Below are 15,274 nucleotides of genomic sequence, written 5' to 3' on the forward strand. Positions count from 1 at the left end.
CAGCGCGGTCGCGGCCAGCCAGTCGGTGGTCGCGGCGGGCCCGAGCAGGTAGACCTCGCGTCCCTCGAACGGCCCGACCGGCACGAACAGGTCCGCGAACGGCCCCGCCGTCCGATGGACGTCGGCCGAGATCGCCATCCCGTTGGCCGGGGTCACCCGCTCCAGATGGGCGGCGAAGTTCAGGTCGGGCGAGTGCGCGCCCTCCCCTGCGGGCCCCGGCAGCCGCAGCGGACCCTTGTGGACGGCGATCCGGAGCCTGACCTCGCCGCGGAACCCGTCCGGCGCGAGCACGGAGTGCAGCCAGGGCAGCCCGTCGTCGAGCAGCGCCCTGCCGATCTGGAGCGCGACGTCGCGGGCCGCGCTCTCCCGTTCATCGTGGACGATCAGCAGCCCGCCGTCGCCGTGCCAGCTCCGCAGTTCGGCGCGGGCGCAACCGGACCGGGCGGCCAGTTCACGCGAACGGTCGACCAGCCAGCCGCGCAGCAGGTCGAACGCACGTCCGGCGAGGTCACGCGGGTTGTCGGCGACGATCCGCGAGTAGCCGCAGGCGTCGACGAACAGGAAATAGGTGTTGTCGTAGGTCGTTCCGGCGGGAAAACCGTCCAGCCCCATGGACACGAATATGAGGCATGAAGGTCACACCGGGGTGTCCTTCAGCAGCAGGTGCGGGGGGTGTGGGCGTCGGTGCGGGCCCGCCAGAACTCCTTCGCGGGCAGGACGGGACGGTCCGGATGGCGGGCCGTCGTGTGGGCGACGTAGCGTTCGTAGGCCGAATCGCCGGTGAGGTCGCGCAGCAGCCGCCAGGCCGCACGCCAGTTCATCGCAGGCTCTTCAGATGGTCGCGCTCCTGCCGGGTCGGGATCAGCCCGGACGGCGCCCAGAGTTTCGACTTCACGTACGGGTCTTCCGAGGTGGGTTGCGGGGTGCGCAGGGCCTTGATCCAGACGCGGACCGCGTCGACCAGGACGATGACGACCAGGATCGCGAAGAAGGCGGCGAGCACGCCGTCGATGGTGGCGTTGGTGACGACCTGCCGCATCTCGTCGGTGCTCTTGGCGCTGCCGAACGAGGTCTTCCCCTGGTCGAGGGCGTTCTGGAACTGCTCGCGCTGGGCGAAGAAGCCGACCTTGACGTCGCCGGAGAAGACCTTCTGCCAGGACGCGGTGAGCGTCACGACGACGTCCCACAGGAGTGGGAGGAGAGTCACCCACGCGTATTTCGCGCGGCCGCTCTTGATCAGCAGGGTGGTGCAGACGGCGAGGGCGATCGCGGCGAGGAGCTGGTTGGCGATGCCGAACAGCGGGAACAGCTGGTTGATGCCGCCGAGCGGGTCGTTGACGCCCGCCCACAGGAAGTAGCCCCAGGCGCCGACGACGATCGCGCTGGACGCGTAGAGGCTGGGCTTCCAGCTCACGTCGCCGGCCTTCTTCCACACGTTGCCGATGGTGTCCTGGAGCATGAACCGGCCGACGCGGGTGCCGGCGTCGACCGTGGTCAGGATGAACAGCGCCTCGAACATGACCGCGAAGTGGTACCAGAACGCCTGGGAGCCGAGCGTCGAGGAGAGCAGTTCGGCGATCCCGACGGCGAGGGTCGGCGCGCCGCCGCTCCGCGCCACGAGGGTCGTCTCGCCGACGCTCCCTGCCGCGGCGTCGAGCTGCTCGGGGCTGATGCTGAAGCCGATCGCCGCGACGGCCTGGGACGCGGACTCCAGGGTCGGGCCGAGGACGGTACCCGGCATGTTCATCGCGAAATAGAGCCCGGGATCGATGACGCACGCCGCGATCAGCGCCATGATCGCGACAAACGACTCGGTCAGCATCCCGCCGTAGCCGATCACCCGGATCTGGGATTCCTTCTCGACCAGTTTGGGGGTCGTGCCGCTGGAGATCAGGGCGTGGAAGCCCGACAGAGCGCCGCACGCGATCGTGATGAACACGAACGGGAACAGCGATCCGGCGACGACCGGGCCGTTGCCGTCCCGCGCGAACGAGGTGACCGCCTCGGTCTTGAGCACGGGGTTCGCGGCGAGGATGCCGAGCCCGAGCATGACGACCACGCCGACCTTCATGAACGCGCTGAGGTAGTCGCGGGGCGCGAGCAGCAGCCAGACGGGTAGCACCGAGGCCACAAAACCGTAGCCGATGAGCACGAGAGTGAGGGTCTGCGGTGACCAGGTGAACGCGTCGGCCCAGCCCGACTCGGAGACCCAGCGGCCGCCGAACACGGCGAGCACGAGCAGCGCCGCGCCGATCACCGAGATCTCCATGATCCGGCCTGGTCGCAGGAACCGCAGGTAGCAGCCCATGAACAGCGCGATCGGCACCGTCATCACGATCGAGAAGGTGCCCCAGGGCGAACCCTTGAGCGCGTTGACGACGACCAGCGCCAGCACCGCCAGCAGAATCACCATGATCGACAACACGGCGACCAGGGCGGCCGCACCGCCGACGGGACCGATCTCGTCGCGGGCGAGCTGGCCGAGGCTGCGTCCGCCGCGGCGCATCGAGAAGAACAGCACGACGAGGTCCTGGACGGCCCCCGCGAAGATCACTCCAACGATGATCCAGATCGTGCCGGGCAGATAGCCCATCTGGGCGGCCAGGACCGGCCCGACCAGCGGCCCGGCTCCGGCGATCGCCGCGAAGTGATGGCCGAACACGACCCGCCGGTCGGTCGGCTGGAAGTCGTGGCCGTTCTCCTTGAGCTCGGCCGGGGTGGCGCGGGTGTCGTCGACCCGCAGGACCTTCCGGACGATGAACCGCGAATAGAACCGGTACGCGATCGCGTACGAGGCCAGCGCGGCGAACAAGATCCAGACGGCCGACACGTCCTCGCCGCGCGCCAGCGCGAGCACCGCCCACGCGACGGCGCCAAGCACGGCGACGGGAACCCAGACGGCAAGCTGTCTCAGCACCTCGGCTCCTAGGGGGTGGGCTCTCCGAAGCGGGCGAGGGCGATCGTGCCCGCGACGGCCAGCGCGAAACCGGCCAGGGCGAGCGGGGCGAGGCCGGACCGGGTCGTATCGTGCAGAAACACCACGCCGACGGCCGCCGGTATCACCGTTTCGGCGACGACGACCGCTGCGGTCGTGGTCGTCACGGAGCCCTTCTGCAGGGCCGTCGAGTACAGCAGGAGCGCGGCGAGGCCGGCCAGCGCCACCGACCAGGCGGCCGGATCGGTGATCCCGGTGGCCGTGCGGGCGCCGATCGCGACCACACCGTAGCCCAGACCGGCCAGGGTGCCGAGCGTCAGCGAGAGCGCGACACCGCGGAGCCGTCCGGCGGCCAGCCCCAGCAGCAGGATCGCCGCGGCCGACCCCAGGAGCGCCCATCCGAACGCGGAGCCGACGTGCGCGGGCGACTCCTTGTCAGCCGACGAACCCAGCAGAGCCAGCCCGGCGCAGACCACGGCCACCGCGATCCACTCGGAACGGGACAGCCGCAACCCCATCACCCGCGACGCGACGACGGCCGTCACCGCGAGGTTCGCCGCGATGATCGCCTGCACGACGAAGAGCGGCAGCGACCGCAGCGCCGCCAGCTCCAGAACGAATCCGGCGAGATCGAGCGCGAGCCCGCTCAGGAACAGGCCCTGACCGGCCAGCCGGACGAGCAGCCGCGGATCGACCCCTTCCGAGCGGGGCGCACGCCGGGCCGCCAGCGCCTGGAGCACCGTGGCCACGCCGAAGCAGACACTCGCCGCCAGCGCGCCCAGCAGGCTGAGGATCACTTCTGCGCCACGTAGACCGTGTTGGTCGACTCACGGCCCTGCAGATGGTTGGGGAACGCCACCACATGGGCTTCGACCTGGGGAAACACCTCCTCCAGCAGGGAGACGAACGGGGCGTCCGGCGGGTCGTTGGACCAGAGGGCGAACACGCCGTCGCCGTTGAGGTCGGCGGCGAGCCTGGTCAGGCCGTCGCGCGTGTACAGGTCGGCGTGGCTGGGGTGCAGGACGTGCCGGGGCGAATGGTCGACGTCCAGCAGGATCGCGTCGACGGGATGCTCCAGGCCGTCCCGGATCGCCGCGAAGAAGTCGGCGTGGACGAGTTCGCAGCGCCGATCGCCCGTCAGGGACGGGCCGAGCGGGAGCAGGCCGCGGCGGTGCCAGTCGATCACTTCGGGGAGGGTGTCGAGGACCTTCAGGGTGGCCACGGACTGGTGGTCGAGCGCGGCCTTCGCGGTGTAGCCGAGACCGAGACCGCCGACGATGACGTCGAAACCGTCGCCGATCAGGGGGGCCAGACCCAGATCGGCCAGGGCGATCTCGGCGACCGTGAACAGGCTCGACATCAGATACTCGTCGTCGAGCTTAATCTCGTAGACGTCCACGTCGAGGACGGGTTCGCGGCGCCGCCGCAGGCTGATCTCACCGATCGGCGTCGGTTTCCAGTCGAGTTCCTCGAAGCGCAGTGCCATGGTCACGCATCGTACGGCCCCGGACCGACAGTGCGGACGGCCGCGCGATGGCCACGCTCCGGCCATCCCTCGGACTGATTCGGACATTTACTGACGTGTAACAGTGTGTGCATCGTGGTGACATGACCGCGACCGAAGTTGAACGCCATGATCACTGAGCAGTCGGCACGGGCCCTGCCGAAGGTGAGCCTGCACTGCCATCTGACCGGCTCGGTGCGCGCGACCACGGCCGTCGACCTGGCACGCAAGCACGGTGTGGTGCTGCCCAAGGACGCCGGCTCCCTGTACGACATCCCCAGCTACGAGAACCTCGGCGAGTTCCTGCGTGTGTACGACATCGTCGGGTCCGCGATCCGCGACGAGGACGACTTCCGGCGGGTGACCTACGAGTCGCTGACGGCCGGGGGCGCCGACCACACCGTCCTCTACCGGGAGATCTTCATCAGTCCCGCGTCCCATCCCGGGGTGCCGTACCGGCGGATGCTCGCCGGGATCAGGGCGGGGATGCACGAGGCGCGGGCCGACCGCGGCATCGACAGCCGGCTGATCGTCGCGCTGCACCGGGAGCGGTCGGCGCGCGAGGCCGAGGAGCTCGTCGAGACGGTCATCGCCGAGCGGGTCGACGAGGTCGTCGGGATCGGGCTCGACTACGAGGAGGTCAACGGGCCGCCCAGACTGTTCGCTCAGGCGTTCCGGCTGGCCGAGAAGGGCGGGCTGCGGCGGACGGCCCACTCGGAGTCCGGGCCGCCGGGGAACATCGAGATCCTGCTGGACGAGCTGCACTGCACCCGGATCGACCACGGGTACCACGTGGTCAGATCACCGGAGGTGCTGCGGCGCTGCGTCGACGAGGGGATCGCGTTCACCTGCACGCCCGTCAGCTCCGACATCGGGCGCTACTCGGGCGGCGGCGACGGATCGCATGAGCTGATCGACCGGATGCGCCGGGCCGGGCTGCGGATCACCATCGACTCCGACGACCCGCCGATGTTCGGCACCGACCCCACCAACGACTTCACCGTGCTGTCGCGGGCGCTCGGCTACAGCGCCCGCGACCTGGCCGAGTTCACCTTCACCGCGATCGACGCCTGCTGGCTCGACGACACCGACAAGACCGCGCTGCGGCGCCGCGCCCACACCCTGCTCGAGGAGTCCGGATGAGTTTCACCGTTCCCGTCGTCGACATCTCCGCTTATGTCGCGGGACGGGCCTCCGCGCAGACGGCTCAGGAGCTCGACCGGGCGTGCGCCTCGGTGGGGTTCGTCCAGATCGTCGGGCATGGGGTACCGGACCCGGTGATCGCGGAGTTCGCGGAGGCGCTCGACGCGTTCTTCGGGCTGCCGCTCGACGTCAAGAAGGGCTACCGGGCGCCCGCGCGGATCAACCGTGGGTACACGCCGCCCAAGAGCGAGTCGCTCTCGCTGTCGCTCGGCGTCGAATCGGCCGACCGGATGAACGACTTCTTCGAGGCGTTCAACGTGGGGGTGCCCGCCTCGACCTACCCGGATCTGACGCTGCCCGCCGACGACTACGCCGAGAACATCTGGCCGCTGCTGCCCCGCTACCGCAAAGCCGTCGAAGCGTACTTCGGCCAGGCCGCACGGGTCGCGCGGACCCTCACCACGGTGTTCGCCGACGCGCTCGACCTGGAACCCGGCTTCTTCACCGCCTTCACCGACCATTCGCTGGACGTCCTGCGGATGAACAACTACGCGCTGCCGCCCGGGCTCGTCGACCTCGACGGCCCGCTGACCGGAATGGGCGCCCACACCGACTACGGCATCTGCACGGTGCTCTGGGCGGACCGCATCCCCGGACTGCAGGTGCTCGGGCCCGACCGGATCTGGCACGACGTCATGCCGGCGGAGGGCGCGCTGCTCGTCAACCTGGGCGATCTGATGGCCCGCTGGACCAACGAGCGCTGGCTGTCGACCCTGCACCGTGTCATGCCGCCCGTCGTGGACGGCGCCGTCCAGCGGCGCCGCTCGGCCGCCTACTTCCACGACGGCAACATCGACGCCCTGATCACCACCCTTCCGTCCTGCCTCACCGACGCCCCGAAATACCCGCCGATCACCGTCGCCGACCACATCAGCGCCAAGCTCGCCGGCTCCCGCGCCGGAATCCCCAACCCTTCGGCCCGTCGGGAGGCCACCCGAGCCCGCAACGCCCGCCCCTGAAAGCCCGGGATCCGCGACCCCTCGGCCCGCCGGGAAGCCACCCGGACCCGCAACACCCACCCCTGAGTGCCCGGGATCGGACGGCCAGGGGCGAGGTCCGGCCGGGCGCGAAGCCTCAGATGCGGGAACAGACACCTCGGATACGGGAACAAACGGGGAGGTGGCGGCGCTGTAGGGCGCGACAGCTTCAGTCGCGAGAGGAGTCGCTGTGAGGAAGGGCATTCACCCCGAGTACCGGCCGGTCGTCTTCCGGGACCGGAGCGCGGACTTCGCGTTCCTGACGCGTTCGACGGCCACGAGTGACCAGACGATCGAGTGGGAGGATGGCAAGACCTACCCGCTGATCGACGTGGACGTCTCTTCGCAGAGCCACCCGTTCTACACGGGCAAGGGACGCGTGCTGGACACCGCCGGCCGTGTCGAGCGCTTCAAGCAGCGCTACGGCCAGAAGTAGAGCGCCGGCCGGAAGCAGACCGATCGGCCCCTCAACGCGAGGGCGCCGGATGGCGGATGACGAGCGAGGCCTGCACCTCCTCGTCGTCCGCCGTCGCGTAGATGTGCGGCACGTCGGAAGTCCAGACGCCGTACTCCCCCGCCCTGAGCAGCAGCGGCGAGCTCTGCGGGCCGACGCGGGCGGTGCCCGTGAAGACCGTGAGGTGCTCGGTGACGCCCACCGGATGCGCCGGTGAGACCTGCACACGCCCCGGCCTGATCGTGAGCCGGTAGAGCTCGGTGACCGCCCCCGAGTCCTCGAAGGTGTCCAGGAGCAGCCCGGAGACGGCCTCGCCCCGCAGCAGCTCGACGGGCTCCCGCACGGGCCCCGGCTCGGTGAGCACCGCCGCCAGATGCACCTCGAGCTGCGCGGCGATCGCGTACAAGGTCTCCAAGGTCGGGTTCCGTGTGCCCGCCTCGACACCGGACAGAGTCGCCTTCCCGACCCCGGCCCGCTGCGCCAGCTCCGACAGCGACAAGCCCCGCTCCCGGCGCAACCGCCGCACACGACGCCCGATCTGCTCCGCGAAGGTTTCCTCAACATACGACTGCACCCTCCCAATCTCCCACCAATCAGTGTTCCGTTTGCGGAACACGCCGCCACCCTCTACTGTTCCATTTACGGAACACTCCAAACCCTCACACCCAGCGAGCCCCCCATGACCGATCCACCCCACCTCCCCACCCCTCCCGAACCCCAGACGGAACCCCACGCCAGACAGCGAGCCGGGCCCCCACAGCCCGGACCACAGACCAGACAACGAGCCACACCACCACAGACCGCACCACCACAGACCGAGGGGACCGCACCGCAGGCCGCACCACCGCAGACCACACCGCAGCCCTCACCACCACAAGCCGGACCGCAGGCCGCACCAGAGACCGGACAGGCCTCCGCACCGCAGGCCGGACCGCTACAAGCCGGGCCGCAGGCCGGAGGGCCGCGGGCCGGGCAGGGGGTCGTTCTCGGTGGGGAGGGTGGTGGCGGGCGTGGGGCGGGGTGGGGGCAGCCGGTGGGGGCCGGGGTGGTCATGGCGGTCGTGGGGTTCGCGAGTTCGTTCGCCGTCGTCCTGGCGGGGTTGCGGGCGGTCGGGGCGGATGACCGGCAGGCGGCGTCGGGGCTGCTGGCGCTGTCGGTGACGATGGGGATCGCCGCGATCGTTCTGGGGGTGCGCTACCGGATGCCGATCTCGATCGCGTGGTCGACGCCGGGGGCGGCGCTGCTCGTGACCGTCGACGGGGTCGGCTACCGGGACGCGATCGGGGCGTTCGCGGTCACCGGGGTGCTGATCGTGGTGGCGGGGCTGTCGAAGCGGCTGGAACGGGCGCTCGCCGCGATCCCGGTGCCGATGGCCTCGGCGATGCTGGCCGGGGTGCTGCTGCCGCTGTGCGTGGCACCCGTCAAAGCCGTGGCGGAACTGCCGGGATCGGCGCTGCCGATCATCGCGACCTGGGCGGTGCTCGCCAGATTCGAGCGGACACGGCGGTGGTCGGTGCCCGCGGCGCTACTAGTGGCCGGTGCGGCGATCCTGCTGACGGGCACACCCGGCGCAGTGTCCTGGCCGGCACCCGTGTTCACCGTTCCGCAGCTCTCCGTGGCGGCGGTGATCGGGATCGCGATCCCGCTGTTCGTGGTGACGATGGCCTCGCAGAACGTCCCGGGCATGGGTGTGCTGGCCGCCAACGGGTACCGGCCGCCACTACGGCCGATCCTGACCACCACAGGGGTGGGGACGGTGCTCGGCGCGCCATTCGGCGGCCACGCGATCAATCTGGCGGCGATCACGGCGGCGCTCGGGGCCTCCCCCGACGCCCATCCCGACCGCGACCGGCGGTGGATCGCCTCGGTGACCGGCGGAACCCTGTACCTCTTCCTCGGCCTGACCTCGGGGCTCGCCGTCACCCTGCTGTCGTCGCCGCTGCTGATCGAGACGGTGGCGGGGCTGGCACTGCTCGCCGCGCTGGCGTCAGCGCTGCAGACGGCCGTCGCCGATCCGGGCACCCGGGAGGAGTCCGTGATCACGTTCGCGGTGGCGGCCTCGGGCGTCGCCCTCCTCGGCATCGGCGCGCCGTTCTGGGGGCTGGTCGCAGGTCTCGTCTACCGGTGGACGAGGCCGGGAAGGAGCCTTGCGAGAAAATAGAACACGTTCTACTGTCGCGGAATGGACTTTGTGGTGGTCGACCAGCCTCGGCCGCGGGTCACGCGGATCATGTTGAACCGGCCCGAGCGGATGAACGCGATGGCGTTCGAGGTGATGATCCCGCTGCGGGAGGCCGTGGAGCGGGTCAGCGCCGACAACGGGACCCGTGTCATCGTGCTGACAGGCGCCGGGCGCGGGTTCTGCTCGGGCGCCGACCTGGAGAGCCCGGGGCCGATCCCGAACATCGACGGTCTGACCGTCCCGTCGATCGCGCGCCGGTCGATGGGGCTGCTGGACGACGTCATCCTCAGCCTGCGCAAAGCGCACCAGCCGGTGATCGGCGCGATCAACGGTCCGGCGATCGGCGGCGGTTTCTGCCTGTCCATGGCCACCGACATCCGGCTGGCCGCCGAGTCCGCGTACTTCCGGGCCGCCGGGATCAACAACGGCCTCACCGCCAGCGAGCTCGGCCTGTCCTATCTGCTGCCCCGTGCCATCGGCTCCAGCCGCTCCTTCGAGATCATGCTTTCGGGCCGCGACGTCGACGCCGCCGAAGCCGCCTCCATCGGCTTGGTCTCCCGCACCCTCCCCGACGACAAGCTGCTCGATGCCTGCTACGACCTGGCCGAACGGATCGCCGCCTACAGCCAGGTCGGCACAGAGCTCACCAAGCGGATGCTCTGGTCGGGCCTGGACGCCTCCAACCTCCACTCCCACATGGAAGCCGAAGGCCAGGCCCAGCTCTTCGTCCGCCTCACCACCCGCAACTTCGAAGAAGCCACCCGAGCCCGCCGCGAATCCCGCCCACCCCACTACCGCGACTGACCACGCCCCACGAACCCCACCCCACAAGACCCGCCCCACGAACCCCACCCGGAGGATGACCCCCCAGAGCCCCACCCGGAGGATGACCCGACTCACAGATCTCGCCTGGAGGATGAGCGGCGAGTCGGAAGATACGGCCTGGCCGCGTCTCGTGAATCTGTGGGGGGCGGCGTCGGGGGCGTGCCTCAGGATCCGGGCAGGGAAGCCGGCTTGGTTCGGCTGGTGAGTGGCGACAGAGTTCGCGAGGTGCGTGCCTCGGGGCCCCGACAAGGGAGTCGGTCTGGTTTCGGGTGGTGGATGAGGACAAGTCCGCGTGTCTGCGTGTCGCGTAGGGGGACGGAGGTTCGGCGGGCGGCTAGGCCATGGGTGGTGGGGTGAGGGTTTTCGGCGGGGGTGTGGGGGTGAGGGAGCGGGCGTAGAGGGTGGCGGCGGCTATGGCGGGGGGCATGAAGAGGACGGCGCCGAAGGGGATGAGGAAAAGGAGTACCAGGGGGAGGCCGAAGGCGAGGGTGGGGAAGCGGTTCGCCTTGAGGAGGGCGAAGCGTTCCTTGCGCGTGTAGGAGCGGCGGTCCAGCGCGATGGAGGTGAGCTCCCCGGTGAGGAAGTAGCCGGTGACCAGGGCGGCGAGGACCGGGATGACGGTCTGGCCCACGACGGGGATGAAGCCGAGGAAGAAGAAGGCGACGGCGAAGAGCGTGGCGATGACCCCGAGGATCAGGGTGTCGCGGACCGCGCGGACGGCCTGCCGCCACAGCGGGACGTCGGGAGCCGGCGGGGCGCCGCCTTCGGATTCCTCCACCCGTCCCGAGAGCGCCTCGTAGAACGGTTCGCCGATCAGCAGCGTGACGGCCGTGAACAGGATGACGCTCAGCAGCCCGCCGAGCCCGAACAGCAGGACGGCCGCGAGCAGGCGCAGCGTGTCGCGTCCGCCGGACGACCAGTCGTCGGCGAACGGGGTGGCGAAGGCCGCGAGGTCGTCGGCCTGGAACGCCAGCATGGTCAGCAGCGCACCGAACAGGACGGCCGCGATCAGCGCGGGGATCAGCCCGAACAGCCATTGCTGAGGACGCGCGGCGCACCAGGCGAAGCCGCGCGCGAGAAAACGTACGCCCGAGAACAAACCCTTCATCGCCGATGATCCTACTTGAACGATTCCACCAAGGAGGGTGGAGCGGTACCCGACAACAGCTGTCGGACCCTACAAAAGTGAACAAAGCGAAACACGTCAGAAACTACCGGGAGCGATTGCCCGCAACAGGGCCTCCTTACGGTCGCTGGGGAGCTGGAGCTGGACCCACACCCCCCGATCGGAGATCCCTCGTGATGTATGACCTCGACCGGCGCGCGCTGCTGCGCGGCGGCCTGCTCGCCTCCGGCCTGATCGTGGCCGCCCCCCTGCTCGCCGCCTGCGGCGACGACGAGCCCACGAAAACGGCGGCCGGTGAGATCGGGGCGGGCAGCATCCGGTTCTCGTGGGTGAAGAACGTGGAGTTCGCGGGCTCCTACATCGCCGACACCAACGGCTACTACAAGGAGGAGGGCTTCTCCTCGTTCGAGCTGATCGGCGGCGGCCCCACGGCGACGCCCGCGGAGACCGACGTGCTGAGCGGCAAGGCGATGGTCGGCATCTCGGCGCCGGACACGGCGGCCGCGGCCATCCTGAAGGGCGCCCAACTCAAGATCATCGGCGCTCAGTACCAGAAGAACCCGTTCGCGATCCTGTCGATGGCCGACAAGCCGATCAAGAGCGCCCAGGACATGATCGGCAAGAAGATCGGCGTCCAGGCGACGAACGAGGCGATCTGGGCGGCGTTCCTCAAGGCCAACAACATCGACCCCAAGTCGGTCAACAAGGTGCCGGTGCAGTTCGACCCGACCCCGCTGACCCGCGGCGAGGTCGACGGCTGGATGTCGTTCATCACCAACGAGCCGAACGCGCTGCGCCTGAAGGGCCACAAGGTCGAGACCTTCCTGTTCGCCGACCAGTCCTACCCACTGGTCAGCGAGGTGTACGTGGTCGCCGACAAGACCATCAAGGAGCGGCGCGCCGCGCTGAAGGCCTTCCTGCGGGCGGAGATCCGCGGCTGGAAGGAGAACATCAAGGACCCGGCGCTGGGCGCGAAGCTCGCCGCCGAGGTGTACGGCAAGGATCTGGGCCTCACCGTCGAGGAGCAGACCCTGGAGTCCAAGGACGAGAACGTCCTCATCTACACCGAGGACACCAAGAAGAACGGCCTGTTCACGATCACCGACGAGCTGGTCGCCAAGAACATCGAGACCCTCAAGGTGGCGGGTTTCGACATCACGGCCGACAAGCTCTTCGACCTCTCGCTGCTCGCCGAGGTCTACAAGGAAGACCCGTCTCTTGTCGGATAGCACCGCTCCCGTCGGTGGGATCGATCTGACCGGTCTCACCAAGGAGTTCAAGCTGGGCCGCAGGTCCGTCACCGCGCTGGACGGTGTCGACCTGCGGACCCCGCCGGGCTCCTTCCTGACCCTGCTGGGCCCGTCGGGCTGCGGCAAGTCGACGATCCTGCGCATCCTCGCCGGTCTGGAGACCCCGACGGCGGGCCAGACCCGTCTGCACGGCGAGGCCCCTTCGGTCGCCCGCGACAAGCACCATCTGGGCATCGCGTTCCAGGATTCGGCGCTCCTGCCCTGGCGGACGGTCACGGCCAACATCCGCCTCCCCCTGGAGGTCGCCGGGATCAAGCCGGGCAAGAACCAGATCGACGACCTGATCAAGCTGGTCGGTCTGGAGGGCTTCGAGAAGGCCCGTCCCGCCCAGTTGTCGGGCGGGATGCGCCAGCGGGTGGCGATCGCGCGCGCCCTGGTCGTCGAGCCGCAGGTCCTGCTGCTGGACGAGCCGTTCGGCGCGCTCGACGACATGACGCGCCAGCGCCTCAATCTGGAGCTCCAGCGGATCTGGACGGAGCGTGCGGTGACCACGCTGCTGGTCACGCACAGCATCTCCGAGGCGGTGTTCCTGTCGGACGTGGTGGCCGTGATGTCGCCGCGTCCCGGCCGGATCATCGCGGAGGTGCCGATCGAGCTGCCGCGGCCGCGCTCCCCCGAGGTGCTGCGCACGCAGGAGTTCCACGCCTACCAGGACAAGCTCTCCGAGCTGCTGTTCGGCCCGGAGCTCGGATGACGGCCGTCGTGGAGAAGGCTTCCGAGCAGGGCGGCTCGGGTGCCCGCCTGGCCGGGGTGCTGCGCGACCGCAGGCTGCTGGCGGCGGCCGGCGGGATCGCGGGGATGCTGGTGGTCTGGGAGGTGGCGTCGTTCGTGGTCTCCGGGGGCGCCGTCGCGTCGCCGCAGGGCACGTTCGGGCAGCTCGCCGAGGACGGCTGGGGCTTCTACGGCCCGCATCTGCGGGGCACGGGATGGGAGGCGCTGCGCGGCTTCTTCTGGGGCAACCTCATCGCGTTCGTGCTGGCCGCGACGGTCGTCCTGGTGCCGCCGCTGGAGCGGGTCATCATGCAGATCGGTGTGGCCTCGTACTGCCTGCCGGTGATCGCGGTCGGCCCGATCCTGACGATCGTCCTGGACGGCGACACCCCGATGGTCGCGATGTCGGCGCTGCAGGTGCTGTTCACGACCCTGATCGGGGTGCTGACGGGGCTGCGCGCCGCCGACCGGACCAGTCTGGAGCTGGTCCAGGCTTACGGGGGCGGACGCTGGCAGCAGCTCATCAGGGTGCGGCTGATCGCGGCGCTGCCGTCGTCGTTCGCCGCGCTGAAGATCGCCGCTCCGTCGGCGGTGCTCGGTGCGATCATCGGTGAGTTCCTGGGCCGGGTCGACCGGGGTCTGGGGCTGGCGATGGTCGTCGCGCAGCAGCAGGTCGAGACCGAACGTACCTGGGGCGTAGCCCTGGTCGCGGGCGCGCTGGCCGGGGCGGGTTACGCCGTCGTCGCGCTGACCGCCCGGATCGTCACCCCGTGGGAGCGCGCGTCATGATCGTTCGTAGGGTCTCCGGGACGCTCCTGTCGATCGGGGTCTCCCTGGCGCTGGTGCTGGCCGCGTGGATCGCGTTCATCGAGTACTTCTCGATCAACCCGATGGTCGTGCGCACCCCGTCGGACGTGTGGGCCTATCTGTTCTCCGGCGACGCGGCCGGCGAGCACCGGGCGATCGTCTGGGACGGGTTGAAGATCACCCTGGTGGACGCCGGTCTCGGCATGGTCGCCGGGCTGGTGGGCGCGGCCGTGGTCGCGATGGTGTTCGTCCTGTCCAGGACGGCCGAGCAGGCGTTCCTGCCCGTCGCGATGATCATGCGTTCGGTGCCGCTGGTCGCGATGACGCCGGTGCTGACCCTGGTCTTCGGCCGCGAACAGCTCGCGACGACCGTCATCTGCGGGATCGTGGTGTTCTTCCCCGCGCTGGTCAACCTGGTGTTCGGGCTCCGTTCGGCCAGCCCGCAGACCGCCGATCTGATCCGCGCGTACGGCGGCGGCACCTGGACCACGCTCCGCAAGGTGATGATCCCGACCGCACTGCCCTCGTTCTTCACCTCGGCCCGGATCTCCGCGCCCGGCGCGATGATCGGGGCGCTGCTCGCCGAGTGGCTCGCCACCGGCAAGGGGCTCGGCTACCGGATGCTGCAGGACGTCAGCACCTTCGAGTCGGACGACCTGTGGACCTCCGTGGTCGTGATCACCCTGACCTCGCTGATCGCCTACTCCCTGATCGGGATCGCGGAGGCGTTCGTCCTGTCCCGTTACGGGCCGACGCCGACCCGCCGCTGAGACTCTCTGTCCCTCCTCCCGGAAGAAGCCCGTGGGCCGTCTCGGCTCACGGGCTTCTTCTGTTCCGGCTTCTTCTGTTCCGGCGGGTCAGCGCAGGCGCAGCGCGAGATGGAAGTCGACGCGGTCGGTGAAGACGTCGAGGTCGCGGCCGGTCAGATCGGAGATCCGCTTCACCCGGTACCGCAACGTGTTGACGTGCACGTGCATGACCGACGCGCAGCGCGTCCAGGAGCCGTCGCAGGCCAGGAACGCCTCCAGGGTCCGCAGCAGGTCGGCCTTGTGGGTGGCGTCGTAGGCGATCAGCGGGGCGAGCAGCCGGTCGGCGAACGCCCGCTTGGCGGCCGTGGGCAGCGCGGCCAGCAGCAGATCGTGGGAGACGAGCTCGGCGCCGCCGACGACCCGGGCCCGTCCGGGCCGCTCGGCCGCGAAGGAGTGCGCGTGCCGGGCTTCGCTCAGCGCCCCCGACAGCC

Annotated in this window: 17 protein-coding genes; 9 read left to right on the forward strand and 8 right to left on the reverse strand. The window is 69.9% G+C overall.

Going from position 1 to position 15,274, the window contains the following annotated elements:
* The 5 genes from ACYVE7_RS15325 to ACYVE7_RS15345 form a co-directional block, all read right to left on the reverse strand.
* Window positions 1–612, reverse strand: a 612-nt coding sequence (locus tag ACYVE7_RS15325) for a hypothetical protein (RefSeq protein WP_460365359.1), incomplete at its 3' end; no start/stop codon positions are given.
* A 41-nt stretch (window positions 613–653) separates the two neighbouring features.
* A complete protein-coding gene (locus tag ACYVE7_RS15330; protein WP_460365360.1) occupies window positions 654–821 on the reverse strand; it encodes a CstA-like transporter-associated (seleno)protein in 168 nt (55 codons plus the stop codon).
* The gene (locus tag ACYVE7_RS15335; RefSeq protein ID WP_460365361.1) at window positions 818–2,917 is read right to left on the reverse strand and encodes a carbon starvation CstA family protein; all 2,100 of its coding nucleotides are present in this window, start codon (window positions 2,915–2,917) and stop codon (window positions 818–820) included. Before ACYVE7_RS15335 ends, ACYVE7_RS15330 begins: the two co-directional genes overlap by 4 nt.
* An 8-nt stretch (window positions 2,918–2,925) precedes the next feature.
* A complete protein-coding gene (locus ACYVE7_RS15340; RefSeq protein ID WP_460365362.1) occupies window positions 2,926–3,732 on the reverse strand; it encodes a hypothetical protein in 807 nt (268 codons plus the stop codon).
* Complete coding sequence (locus ACYVE7_RS15345) at window positions 3,729–4,421, reverse strand: polyamine aminopropyltransferase (RefSeq protein WP_460365363.1); 693 nt, start codon at window positions 4,419–4,421, stop codon at window positions 3,729–3,731. The genes ACYVE7_RS15340 and ACYVE7_RS15345 overlap by 4 nt, the downstream gene beginning before the upstream one ends.
* A gap of 147 nt (window positions 4,422–4,568) precedes the next feature.
* On the opposite strand from ACYVE7_RS15345, the gene add reads away from it, so the two are divergent.
* From add to ACYVE7_RS15360, 3 genes are all read left to right on the forward strand, one after another.
* On the forward strand, window positions 4,569–5,582 hold the full coding sequence (gene add / locus ACYVE7_RS15350) for an adenosine deaminase (RefSeq protein WP_460365364.1): 1,014 nt from the start codon (window positions 4,569–4,571) through the stop codon (window positions 5,580–5,582).
* A complete protein-coding gene (locus tag ACYVE7_RS15355) occupies window positions 5,579–6,601 on the forward strand; it encodes an isopenicillin N synthase family dioxygenase (RefSeq protein ID WP_460365365.1) in 1,023 nt (340 codons plus the stop codon). Before add ends, ACYVE7_RS15355 begins: the two co-directional genes overlap by 4 nt.
* A gap of 208 nt (window positions 6,602–6,809) precedes the next feature.
* Window positions 6,810–7,055, forward strand: coding sequence for a type B 50S ribosomal protein L31 (locus ACYVE7_RS15360; protein WP_460365366.1), 246 nt, complete (start codon window positions 6,810–6,812; stop codon window positions 7,053–7,055).
* Between the two features lie 31 nt (window positions 7,056–7,086).
* On the opposite strand, the gene ACYVE7_RS15365 is transcribed toward ACYVE7_RS15360, so the two are convergent.
* On the reverse strand, window positions 7,087–7,647 hold the full coding sequence (locus ACYVE7_RS15365) for a helix-turn-helix domain-containing protein (protein WP_460365367.1): 561 nt from the start codon (window positions 7,645–7,647) through the stop codon (window positions 7,087–7,089).
* Window positions 7,648–8,124: 477 nt separating this feature from the next.
* Here ACYVE7_RS15365 and ACYVE7_RS15370 point away from each other — a divergent pair, with 477 nt between their 5' ends.
* Window positions 8,125–9,234: a benzoate/H(+) symporter BenE family transporter gene (locus tag ACYVE7_RS15370; RefSeq protein ID WP_460365368.1), complete on the forward strand. Its 1,110-nt coding sequence runs from the start codon at window positions 8,125–8,127 to the stop codon at window positions 9,232–9,234.
* Between the two features lie 21 nt (window positions 9,235–9,255).
* Window positions 9,256–10,059: an enoyl-CoA hydratase gene (locus tag ACYVE7_RS15375; protein ID WP_460365369.1), complete on the forward strand. Its 804-nt coding sequence runs from the start codon at window positions 9,256–9,258 to the stop codon at window positions 10,057–10,059.
* A gap of 355 nt (window positions 10,060–10,414) precedes the next feature.
* Here ACYVE7_RS15375 and ACYVE7_RS15380 read toward each other — a convergent pair whose 3' ends face one another.
* Window positions 10,415–11,188: an EI24 domain-containing protein gene (locus ACYVE7_RS15380; RefSeq protein WP_460365370.1), complete on the reverse strand. Its 774-nt coding sequence runs from the start codon at window positions 11,186–11,188 to the stop codon at window positions 10,415–10,417.
* Window positions 11,189–11,382: 194 nt separating this feature from the next.
* On the opposite strand from ACYVE7_RS15380, the gene ACYVE7_RS15385 reads away from it, so the two are divergent.
* The 4 genes from ACYVE7_RS15385 to ACYVE7_RS15400 are packed head-to-tail and all read left to right on the forward strand — an operon-like array spanning window position 11,383 to window position 14,804.
* A complete protein-coding gene (locus ACYVE7_RS15385; protein WP_460365375.1) occupies window positions 11,383–12,435 on the forward strand; it encodes an ABC transporter substrate-binding protein in 1,053 nt (350 codons plus the stop codon).
* Window positions 12,425–13,210 (forward strand): ABC transporter ATP-binding protein, encoded by a 786-nt coding sequence (locus tag ACYVE7_RS15390; RefSeq protein ID WP_460365371.1) that lies wholly within the window; start codon window positions 12,425–12,427, stop codon window positions 13,208–13,210. The genes ACYVE7_RS15385 and ACYVE7_RS15390 overlap by 11 nt, the downstream gene beginning before the upstream one ends.
* Window positions 13,207–14,016: an ABC transporter permease gene (locus ACYVE7_RS15395; RefSeq protein ID WP_460365372.1), complete on the forward strand. Its 810-nt coding sequence runs from the start codon at window positions 13,207–13,209 to the stop codon at window positions 14,014–14,016. Before ACYVE7_RS15390 ends, ACYVE7_RS15395 begins: the two co-directional genes overlap by 4 nt.
* Window positions 14,013–14,804, forward strand: coding sequence for an ABC transporter permease (locus ACYVE7_RS15400; RefSeq protein WP_460365373.1), 792 nt, complete (start codon window positions 14,013–14,015; stop codon window positions 14,802–14,804). The genes ACYVE7_RS15395 and ACYVE7_RS15400 overlap by 4 nt, the downstream gene beginning before the upstream one ends.
* 87 nt (window positions 14,805–14,891) lie before the next feature.
* On the opposite strand, the gene ACYVE7_RS15405 is transcribed toward ACYVE7_RS15400, so the two are convergent.
* The coding region (locus ACYVE7_RS15405; protein WP_460365374.1) for a PucR family transcriptional regulator at window positions 14,892–15,274 on the reverse strand (383 nt) is incomplete at its 5' end.

Source organism: Actinocorallia lasiicapitis (assembly GCF_054778695.1).

Bases quoted from the DNA above. Each gene is read 5' to 3' on its own strand.
- ACYVE7_RS15330 (WP_460365360.1), bottom strand. From the start codon at position 821: ATGAACTGGCGTGCGGCCTGGCGGCTGCTGCGCGACCTCACCGGCGAT.
- ACYVE7_RS15345 (WP_460365363.1), bottom strand. From the start codon at position 4,421: ATGGCACTGCGCTTCGAGGAACTCGACTGGAAACCGACGCCGATCGGT.
- add (WP_460365364.1), top strand. From the start codon at position 4,569: ATGATCACTGAGCAGTCGGCACGGGCCCTGCCGAAGGTGAGCCTGCAC.
- ACYVE7_RS15355 (WP_460365365.1), top strand. From the start codon at position 5,579: ATGAGTTTCACCGTTCCCGTCGTCGACATCTCCGCTTATGTCGCGGGA.
- ACYVE7_RS15370 (WP_460365368.1), top strand. From the start codon at position 8,125: ATGGCGGTCGTGGGGTTCGCGAGTTCGTTCGCCGTCGTCCTGGCGGGG.
- ACYVE7_RS15375 (WP_460365369.1), top strand. From the start codon at position 9,256: ATGGACTTTGTGGTGGTCGACCAGCCTCGGCCGCGGGTCACGCGGATC.
- ACYVE7_RS15380 (WP_460365370.1), bottom strand. From the start codon at position 11,188: ATGAAGGGTTTGTTCTCGGGCGTACGTTTTCTCGCGCGCGGCTTCGCC.
- ACYVE7_RS15385 (WP_460365375.1), top strand. From the start codon at position 11,383: ATGTATGACCTCGACCGGCGCGCGCTGCTGCGCGGCGGCCTGCTCGCC.
- ACYVE7_RS15395 (WP_460365372.1), top strand. From the start codon at position 13,207: ATGACGGCCGTCGTGGAGAAGGCTTCCGAGCAGGGCGGCTCGGGTGCC.
- ACYVE7_RS15400 (WP_460365373.1), top strand. From the start codon at position 14,013: ATGATCGTTCGTAGGGTCTCCGGGACGCTCCTGTCGATCGGGGTCTCC.